The sequence below is a fragment of the Specibacter sp. AOP5-B1-6 genome (assembly GCF_052376555.1).
Classification (GTDB): Bacteria; Actinomycetota; Actinomycetes; order Actinomycetales; family Micrococcaceae; genus Specibacter.
On the sequence record NZ_JBQSVT010000070.1, the window covers coordinates 1 to 9451 of the forward strand.

Consider the following 9451-nt stretch of genomic DNA (forward strand, 5'->3'; position numbering starts at 1 on the left):
GTCAACGATGCGGCATCGAATATTTTGGGATGGTTATGCATTGGTCTGAAACAGTGGATGAATGTAACCGACTCATTAGAAACTCATTAAATTGGGCGATAATTGCCGACTCTTCAGTACCATCCATTGTTGCGCGCCTTTCGAACCAACAAAGGCCAGGAACGACCATTGGCAAGTCGAAATTAACGATCGAGACGACAGCGGGGTTCATAAACGTTGATAACTGACGATGGATTTTGAGTACTCAACATGCTTTGACCTGCGGCGATAGTTTTCATTGCTAGTTCGGTGCGCTCATAATTATGGGCGGTCAGCGTGGGCTGTTTCGGTTCGAATGTCACAGAGTTCCCGGCCCACTGAATTCCACTCTGTCATGGGGTCGCGTTGCTCGGCGTGTACCGAACGGAGACAGCTCGGCGTAGATAAGGGGCTATCCACGGTGGGTCCCGTGCATCCAAATGGCTATGTCCAATGTTCGCAGGAGGCTGAGCTTCCCGGCTTCGGGGACGCGGTCGCGCAACTCATGGGCAAAATCTGCAACGAGGGATTTGCCGTTTTCACGCAGGTGCATGGCTTTCCACCACATGGTCCAGTAACCCGCGTCTGTGGCGTCCAGTTCGGCCACGACTACGCGGTCCTGGATAGGAACCAGATGAGGGCGTTTGCGCGCCAACACCTTGCTGACCTTGGTTGCACCCATGCCCCATAGTTTTCCGTTCTCATCTCGTCGCAGGAGATCCCATAGTTCTTGCAGCGGAGAATCAGCTTCGAACATAGCTAGGGTGCAATTGGTGTGTTCAATGGACACTTCTTCGGGGATTTGTTCCAACTTCTCAGTGATCGCAGCACGTTGGGTGGTGAGAATCGCCCAGGCTGCTCGGGGAGGGATGCTCACGGACAGGAATGAAACAGATAGTAGATCCTCGGCGGTGATGACGTGGGGATCGGTGCCAGTCAATACCAGATGCTCGAATCGCCTTCCGATGGCAGGCCAGTCCCCACGCACTACGGGTTCCACACCGGTGAGATATGTCCGCAGGTACCCAACAGCGAGGTTCGACGGTGTCGCGGATCTTGTGCCCAATTCGGATTGGAGGTAGCTCCAGACCTTGCTACCGGGATCTGACTGGACTTGATGGGGCATGGAATTCTCCAGAGAGTTTTGAAGTCCTGGTCAGTCAACCGTACCGGACGAGACTGCCGGCATCCGAGAGTGAACTCGGAAGGAAAGCCCTAGGCATAATCAATATCCTTGCTGCAAGGAACCGATTCGCAGAAGTCAGGTAGTCAAGCAAAGCCGGGGCAGTCCCGAAGTGCTCAGGTGAGCAGCTGGACTCTCAGGGTAGACGGTGTCCGAGTGCGTCGTTTAGTACAGCACCAACACGACGATTCAGTGATTTGTATGCAGCCAAGAGGTTGGTAATACCGCGGTCGGTCTTCACATGGCCGAATGAGTCAAATACGGCCAACATATCGTCATCGCAATGGAGGTGCCATCTTGTGTGCCCTGGGACCCATCCCAAGCTTATTGGGCCAACGGGATCGATACCGTTCGTCTCATCTTGTAGGGATACGGGAGATGAAGATGCGTCGACGCGCCACCTGCGGGTGTCATTCAAGGTTGCATCCAGCGCTGCCGATATCACACGGTATCCCATGGTGCGCGGCGTGGTAGGAGCTGAGGACTTCGATGGCGTTATGCCATAGCTCTCCTCCATTCGACGAACTATTTCTCGGGGATTCTCTGCAGCGAAAACATCGGCCCATTCAATAATCTCAAGTTTCTCCCCGTGGGTGGCAACCCCGCCACCGCGGCGGCGCATCTGAAACCATACGTCCCTGTCGGTCGAAACCATGAGCGCATCCGCATGCGCGTCCGATCCGCCTCCAGGGAACGTGATGAAAAGTTCATTGTGGCGGCGACATAAATCACTGGCCAAACGCCATGATAGGGCGTTGACGTAGCGATAGGGAACGGGCGCAAGTTTCACGACGGCAGCTTTCAGATAGCGGTTACTTCATGACTAAGAAGCGTCACGTTTGGCTAGTCTATGGGTCTGGATCGTCCCCTATCAGAGTGATGGGTCAACAGGCGTCGCAAGACGTCGGCCGGCTACAAATGCCCTGACGTTTTCCACGACGAGCTGTGACATGGCTTCTCGCGTTTGCAACGTCGCGCTAGCCATATGTGGAGTGAGTACTACGTTTGGGAGCCCCTGCAGCTCCTTGGGAACCCGAGGCTCGTCCGCGAAAACATCGAGCCCTGCACCTCCAAGCTCGCCAGCATGGAGCACCTCAATGAGCTCCAATTCATCCACGACTGATCCGCGACTGACATTGATGAGGAGGCCACGTGGGCCGAGGGCTCGTAGGATTACAGCATTGATGAGCCTTTTGGTTTCTTTCCCTCCGGGGACACAGACAATGAGAGTATCTGCCCAGGTGGCAAGTTTCACTAATGATGGTTCGAAGTCATGGGGGAGCTCTTGCTTGGGATGGCGGGAGAAGTAGCGGACAGGCATGTCGAATGCCGAAGCCCTTCGTGCGATCGCTTCTCCGATTCGCCCCATGCCAACGATGCCCAGTTGCGACCCGGAAACCTTGCTTGTCCAGGTATAGCCGCCTCCAGCCCACGCGCCGGACTCTAGGAAGCGCTGTGCTGCCGGGATCTGACGTGAGGTCGCCAACAAGAGACCGATGGCCAGGTCGGCTACGTCGTCCGTCAGTACGTCCGGAGTATTGCTTACCTGCACTCCATGCTCACGTGCTGCCTGCAGATCGATACCGTCATAGCCCACTCCGAAGTTGGCGATGAGCCCGAGCGAAGGTAGCGACTGGATCCGCTCGCGCGTAACGGTGTCCTCACCATTGGTCATCAAGACTTCGAACTCCGCTGCCCGCGCAGTGAAATCTGCGGCAGAGAGGGTGTGGAAGTCGACGATCTCGTGGTGCTGACCAAGCGCATTGATCAGCATGTCCGGGAGGGGCGCGTGTTGTAGAAGGGGCGTCTTCCGCCTCGATGTGAAGAGCTGGGAGTCAGTGCTGGGGGTCATCGAGTAGGCACCTCGCCTGTCGCTGTTTTGTCGTGTGAATCTGAAATAGCCGACCCAGCTGACGGGACTGTCGGGTGATTGTGCGAACGGTGATTGCGGGTAACTAGCCGCCCTAGTACACCGCCGACGATCAGCGCCACAGCGATAAGGAGCAAGCCGCCGTTGTAGTTTCCTGTGCTGTCTTTGATGGCGCCAAGGACGGGCGGCAGGCCAAGGCCGGCAAACTGGGCCACGGTATTGATGACGGCGATGGACGCTGCGGCTGCGACGCCTACGATCTTTTCTGTCGTCACGGCCCAGAACACTGGAGTTAGGGCGAAGGTGAGGCCCACCGCAAGAATAAGCAGTACATAGGCGACCGCGGGCGGGCTGTACGGGGCCAAGGCCATGCAGACGCCGGCCGCGATGAGCGGAAATGAGAGGTGCTTGGAACGCTCGCCGGTTCGGTCGGAGCTGCGGCCGTTGAAGTACATGAAGATGCAGGCGACCAGGAACGGCACTGCGGACAGTACTCCGACCATGACGCTGCTGGAGTTCGGGACCAGCCCTTTGAGGATCAGCGGCATGAAAAGGGTGGCGCCGATGGTGCAAAACGCTTGGAACAGCCAGACTGCGGAAAGTCCGATGACGGTCCGGTTGGCGATCGCCTTGTACCAGGGGACGTGGGCCCCGATGATGGCTGTACCACGCTCGGTCTCGAGGACGGCGACCAGGTCGTCAGCTTCGGCGCGCGAGAGCCACGGCGCCTTGTGCGGGGTGTCACGCATCACGAAGAGGATGACGACGCCCAGAATAAGGGCTGGGATGCCCTCGATCAGGAACAGCCAGCGCCAGCCGGTCATGCCCAAGAAGCCATGCATATTCAGAATCAGGCCGCCCAGAGGAAGACCCACCACAGAGGCGCCAACGGAACCCATGTAGAAGAAGGACATTGCGCGGGCACGGTTGGCCTGCGGGAACCATTGCGAGAGGTAGTAGATGATGCCCGGGGCGAAGCCAGCTTCGGCGGCACCGAGGAGAAGTCGCAGCGTGTAGAGCTGCCATGGCTGCTGAACCATGAACATCATGGAACTGATGATGCCCCAGGAGATCATGATGCGGGCAATCCAGATGCGGGGCCCCACCTTCGTCATGAGGAGGTTGGAGGGCACCTCAAAAATTAGATAGGTGATGTAGAAAACGGAGACGCCGACACCGTACATGGTGGCCGTTAGTCCTAGGTCGGCGTTCATTTGGAGTGCCGCGATGGAGATGTTTGTCTTATCCAGATTGGCGATGAAGTAGCAGATGATCACCAGCGGGATGATCTTCAGGTTCAATTTGCGAAGAATCGACGGAGCGAGTGTTGCATTCATAGGGTCACCTCGTTGTGAAGGGGAATGAAATATTTTTGGGGTGGACTGTGTGAGGGCATAAACGGTCGGGGAAAGTCATCACCACTCCGCGAAGGAGCCGTCGGCGTGACGCCATACCGGGTTTCGCCAACGGTGACCCTGCTCGGCCCGCTCGATGACGTATTCCTCATTGATGTCAACGCCTAGGCCGGGCCCCGATGGGATCTTGACCATGCCGTCCGCGTAGTCGAACACGCTCGGGTCCGTAACGTAATCGAGCAGGTCGTTGGACTTGTTGTAGTGAATCCCCAGGCTTTGCTCCTGGATCACTGCGTTGTAGCTGACTGCGTCCACCGCAAGGCAGGCGGCCAAAGCGATCGGTCCCAAGGGGCAATGAGGTGCCAACGCGACGTCGTATGTCTCGGCCATGGCGGCAATTTTGCGGACTTCCGTGATGCCGCCGGCGTGGGACAAATCGGGCTGGATAATGTCCACGACGCCGCTCTCCAACACGTGGCGGAAGTCCCAGCGCGAGTACAGACGTTCGCCTAGCGCGATCGGGGTGGAGGACGCGCGCAGCACGTCGGCGATGCCGTCCACGTGTTCGGAGAGGACGGGTTCCTCTACGAACATGAGGTGGAACTGTTCCAGTTCGGAGAGCAACACGCGAGCCATGGGACGGTGTACGCGCCCGTGGAAGTCGACGCCGATGCCGATATTGGGCCCCACCGCCTCACGGATCTCGGACACGTTGTGCACCACACGCTCGACTTTGTCCCACGTATCGATGTACTGCATTTCCTCCGGCCCGTTCATCTTTACGGCGCTGAAACCTCGCTCGACGGCGTCTCGCGCCTGAGCGGCAGTCTCTCCCGGCCGGTCACCGCCGATCCACGAGTAAACCTTAATGGAATCTCGAAGCTGCCCGCCAAGTAGCTCGTGGACGGGCACGCCGAGTGCCTTGCCCTTGATGTCCCACAAAGCCTGATCGAGCCCAGCCAACGCGGACATGTGGATGCCGCCGCCGCGGTAGAAACCCGAGCGGTACATGACCGTCCAGTGGTCCTCGATGCGGCGCGGATCCTTGCCGATCAGGTAGTCGGCAAGCTCGTCCACGGCGGCCGCGACAGTAGCCGCACGCCCCTCCAGCACGGGCTCGCCCCAGCCGACCACGCCAGTGTCGGTCTCCACCTTCACGAAGAGCCAACGCGGAGGGACGGCATAGGTGGTTATGGATTTGATCTTCATCGATGAAATGCCTTTCAAATGACGGGGTTTTGGATGACGCGTTCAATGCTCGACACTGCGTGCCAGACAGGCGTGCGTGAGCTAGCGCAGGGCTAGTCATTCGTACGTGGGAGATAGCCGGCACCGGCGGCGGAGACTTACATGGCCTGGTGAGAATTCCACGCTGCCACGAGCGAGGCAGCACGCGAGGCAACATCCTCGATGGTGCGGCCCGGTTTGTACAACCAGGAACCGATACCCGCTCCTGCAGCGCCAGCCTGCAGCCATGACGAAAGAGTTTTGTCGTCGACGCCGCCGACGGGTAGCAGTTGCGTTCCGGCGGGAAGGACCGAAGACCAGGCCTTCATCCCGGTGATCCCCACAGTCTCTGAAGGGAAGATCTTCAGCGCGGTTGCGCCGATCTGGAGCGCGGCGAAAGCCTCCGTGGGAGTGGCTACACCCGGGTAGCTGGCCAGGCCCAGGGTGGTCGCGGCCGCGATGACGTCGGCGTTGGCGTTTGGGGAGACGATCAGTTGGCCGCCCGCCGCCGCCACGTCGGCCACCTGCGCGCGGGTCAGGACCGTACCAGCGCCGACACGGGCATCGTCAGGCAGATCCTCGCGCAATAAGCGGATGGACTCGAGCGGCTCAGGGGAATTGAGAGGAACCTCAAGGGTGCGGATGCCGGCGCCATAAAGCGCGCGGCCGATTTCGGGGGCCTCCTCGGGGGTGAGGCCGCGCAGGATGGCGATGAGTCCAGTGGGGGAGGAATACATGAGAGGTCCTTAATTGGAGGTGCTGGAGGGGGCAGTAGGGAGAAGTCCCCAGGCGCGGGCTACGACGCGCAATCCGTCGAGGGCGGTGTCCTCCAGAAGCGGTACCAGAATGCCCTGGGTGGACAGGGCCCGCTGGTAAAGGTCGCCCAGAGGGCCGTCGGCGCACAAGGCAACCAGGGCGCCGGGAGCGAGGGTGCCCGCGAGCATTGCGGCAGTCTCGTCGCCGATGAGCAGACCAGACAGGTAAGACGAGATGTAGGCAGGTGGGAGCTCGCCAGAGAGGTATCGGGTGCGGGCACTGAAAAGGCGGGCGGCGAATGGTTGACCGGGGTTGGAAAGCGAATGTGCAACGCCGGCGTCGAACGCTTCGGTGTTCGGCGTCGTGTCGGGTGCTCCAGACGCAGTGGCGCGCCGAGCCGGATCACCCAGGATTGTCGCGTCCAACAATGCCGCGTGCAGCTCGCCAGTCATGACTGTTGCAAAGTCGACGATCTCGCCGTCCGCCACGCGCAGCCACTTGGTGTGCGTTCCGGGAAGAATAAGGGTTACATTGGCGGGGTCGCCTAGGCGGGCAAGAGCCCCGATTACCTGCGTCTCCTCACCCCGGAGGACATCACACGAGCCCGCCGCATCCGGGGCGGTCCTTAACCCGGGAACGATGTCGACCGTGGGAGATGCATCCGGAACCGTTGTCGGCTCGAAGGCCCCAGCTGTTGCTCGGATCGGAAGATCGAGACGCCCAGCCGTTGTCCAGCCGCCGTCAGCGCCCACCATGCCACAGGCCAGCGCGGGCACTCCGGGCGCTCCCAGCCTGTCGGAGAGCGTGGCCAAGGTCTGGGCGAACGCCTGTGCGGCTTCTATTCGCGAGGCCGTGGCGAAGGCTCCGACAGCACGCAGGCCGTCGCGGGACGTCGTCAGAGACAGAACAGAGCCTTCGTGATCGAGCGACCATGCACGTAGGGAGGAAGTGCCCCAGTCGATGGCCACGAGGGCAGGCTGTCCAGGCGAATTGTTGTGATGCATGTAACGAAACTAGGCCTCACGTCCCACATTGTTCAACTGTGACCCATATAGTGGGACGTATGGAATTGACGACGAGGTCCAATGATGCGCCGAAGGGTGCTCAGACGTTATTGAATGGTTTGTCACTCGTGCGCCTCGTGGCTGACGGCTTGAAGGAGGCTCCGGAGCTCCAGCGTGCAACGGGACTGCCCCGTAGTACGGTGCACCGCCTACTGCAGGCGCTGAAGAGCGAGGGCTACTTGCGAGAGACGCCGGTGGGGCTAGGTCTGGGCCCCACTCTGATCGAACTTGGATTCGGCGCACTCTCCTCCAACCCGTTGACCACGGTCGCTGGTCAGCATTTGGAGGGCCTCGCTGCCCGAGTGCTAGACACCGTACACTTGGCCGTTCGTGAGTACGGGGCGGTGCTCTACCTGATGAAGATCCCTGGCCAGCGTGGCGCGGAGATGCGTTCACGAGTCGGCCTGCGTATGCCTCTGACGCGCACTGGAATCGGTAAGGCGCTCTTGGTGGACGACGATGCAGCTGGATGGGTGGAGCGTTGGCGTGCGGAAGCCCCGGTAGATATGACGGCAGCCTCACCCGCGGCCCGTAAGGCGGGCGCTACGGCCGAGGGGGACTTCGTCGCGCGCATGAATCACTACCGCAAGGGCGGATACTCCTACGACATGGAGGAAAATGAGCCCGGAATCCGCTGTGTGGCGGCCCCAGTCCGCGACGCCTCGGGGGGCATTGTGGCTGCCATTAGTGTTTCGGCGACTGCCCCTTACATGCCGGCGGACCGCATGCGCGAGCTCCTCCCGCTGGTCCAACAGGTTGCGGCAGCCATTTCGGGTGAGATGGGCTATAGATCGGCACGCTAATCCTTCGGGTGCTGAGCAAGGGGATCCCATTGACTATGCATGAGGTAGTACAAGCCGGAAAAATCCGGCGATCATGTCCCCGTTGACCGTCCAGGAGGACTGCTTGAACACCAAGACCCAAACCCCCGGAACTGCCGCAAACAAGACCTACACCGCCGAAGAACTGATGGCTGCTGGCTATGCAGCCTACAAATTCAAGACGAGCTATGCCTATCGCTCTGACGCCCAGTGGTTGATGAACATTGCGGTCGAGATGACTGGCCCGGGCGAAGTTGATGAAGACGACGAGTGCGAGGAAACAGCGTACATCTGGGCCGCCGTCGCGCACCTCGTGCGCAACCAGGATTCGGCGCTGGCCGGCCGGGTGGGCGGCCTGTCCTGTTGAGAGGCCCGCGAGGCACTCCCGGCGTTTTAACCACCCAGCAAAAAGCCCGTCTCTCACACTGAGAGACGGGCTTTGTCGTGGCGAATCGATAGGCGTGTTCGGTGGGCTATTATGCATGGGAACACACATTGCCCCTGGAACTCAGTCTAGGGGATTCGGGCATAAAAACTATGGGGATGCAATTGAAGAAGCGACACATTATGGCGGCAGCTGTGGCAGGAATTCTCGCACTGGCAGGATGCTCGCAAGGTGCGAGCCCGCAGGCAGATGCCAAGGTTCAAGAGGCCCCGGCAGCCCAGGTTGTTGAGACTGTTGCTGCAAACTCTTTCGCCGCGTTCTTGCCAGGCAAGTGGGATTGCCGCGCCCAGAATGAATTTGTGGAGGCCTCGGTCAATTTTCCTGAGCTTTCTAACTCATATATGCCCATCGATGATATCCAGCTGGATGTGCGCGAGGACGGCACCTACAGTGCCGTCTGGGATGACGCTGAGTTCACTGCGGAAGGTACTTGGAATATTGAGGGGCGCACCATGACTATCGGCACGCCACTCGGTGACCAGGTCATTGAAAATGTGCCCGAAACGGTCGACTTTGCGATTGAGCCAGTCGATGTACACATGCCGGCCAAGGCCGGCGATCCGGAATCAGAAGCAGCAACCACCAGGATCCAGGTACTGGGTCAGCGAGGATTGAAGATCACCGCTAAGCCTTGATCCACCGATCCGGTCTTGGGTCTGACTGATTCCCAGATTTGGGTGGTTTGGTGTTTTTGGGCAGGGCGAGGGGCCGA

The 9451-nt window shown here is 59.7% G+C and carries 10 protein-coding genes; 3 read left to right on the plus strand and 7 right to left on the minus strand.

From position 1 onward, the window contains the following. Positions 1-430: 430 nt before the first annotated feature. From ACT3TS_RS19095 to ACT3TS_RS19125, 7 genes are all read right to left on the minus strand, one after another. Complete coding sequence (locus ACT3TS_RS19095; protein WP_444533114.1) at positions 431-1144, minus strand: DUF6308 family protein; 714 nt, start codon at positions 1142-1144, stop codon at positions 431-433. A 193-nt stretch (positions 1145-1337) separates the two neighbouring features. Beyond that, positions 1338-1991 (minus strand): TY-Chap2 family putative peptide chaperone, encoded by a 654-nt coding sequence (locus ACT3TS_RS19100; RefSeq protein ID WP_444533115.1) that lies wholly within the window; start codon positions 1989-1991, stop codon positions 1338-1340. An 81-nt stretch (positions 1992-2072) separates the two neighbouring features. Further along, complete coding sequence (locus tag ACT3TS_RS19105) at positions 2073-2975, minus strand: 2-hydroxyacid dehydrogenase (RefSeq protein ID WP_444533116.1); 903 nt, start codon at positions 2973-2975, stop codon at positions 2073-2075. A 74-nt stretch (positions 2976-3049) separates the two neighbouring features. Next, positions 3050-4408, minus strand: coding sequence for an MFS transporter (locus ACT3TS_RS19110; protein ID WP_444533117.1), 1359 nt, complete (start codon positions 4406-4408; stop codon positions 3050-3052). Between the two features lie 78 nt (positions 4409-4486). Next, positions 4487-5635, minus strand: coding sequence for a galactonate dehydratase (gene dgoD / locus ACT3TS_RS19115; RefSeq protein ID WP_444533118.1), 1149 nt, complete (start codon positions 5633-5635; stop codon positions 4487-4489). Between the two features lie 137 nt (positions 5636-5772). Beyond that, positions 5773-6390 (minus strand): 2-dehydro-3-deoxy-6-phosphogalactonate aldolase, encoded by a 618-nt coding sequence (locus ACT3TS_RS19120; RefSeq protein ID WP_444533119.1) that lies wholly within the window; start codon positions 6388-6390, stop codon positions 5773-5775. 9 nt (positions 6391-6399) lie between these two features. Beyond that, entirely contained in the window at positions 6400-7413 is a 1014-nt protein-coding gene (locus ACT3TS_RS19125) for a 2-dehydro-3-deoxygalactonokinase (RefSeq protein ID WP_444533120.1), read from the minus strand. Positions 7414-7472: 59 nt separating this feature from the next. Between ACT3TS_RS19125 and ACT3TS_RS19130 the strand changes: the two genes are divergently transcribed. The 3 genes from ACT3TS_RS19130 to ACT3TS_RS19140 all read left to right on the plus strand — a co-directional run bounded on the left by ACT3TS_RS19130 (position 7473) and on the right by ACT3TS_RS19140 (position 9374). Further along, positions 7473-8276, plus strand: coding sequence for an IclR family transcriptional regulator (locus ACT3TS_RS19130; protein ID WP_444533121.1), 804 nt, complete (start codon positions 7473-7475; stop codon positions 8274-8276). A 73-nt stretch (positions 8277-8349) separates the two neighbouring features. Beyond that, positions 8350-8661 carry a hypothetical protein gene (locus ACT3TS_RS19135; RefSeq protein ID WP_444533122.1) on the plus strand — a complete coding sequence of 104 codons (312 nt, stop codon included), beginning with the start codon at positions 8350-8352 and terminating at the stop codon, positions 8659-8661. A 176-nt stretch (positions 8662-8837) separates the two neighbouring features. Beyond that, on the plus strand, positions 8838-9374 hold the full coding sequence (locus tag ACT3TS_RS19140) for a hypothetical protein (protein ID WP_444533123.1): 537 nt from the start codon (positions 8838-8840) through the stop codon (positions 9372-9374). Positions 9375-9451: the final 77 nt, after the last annotated feature.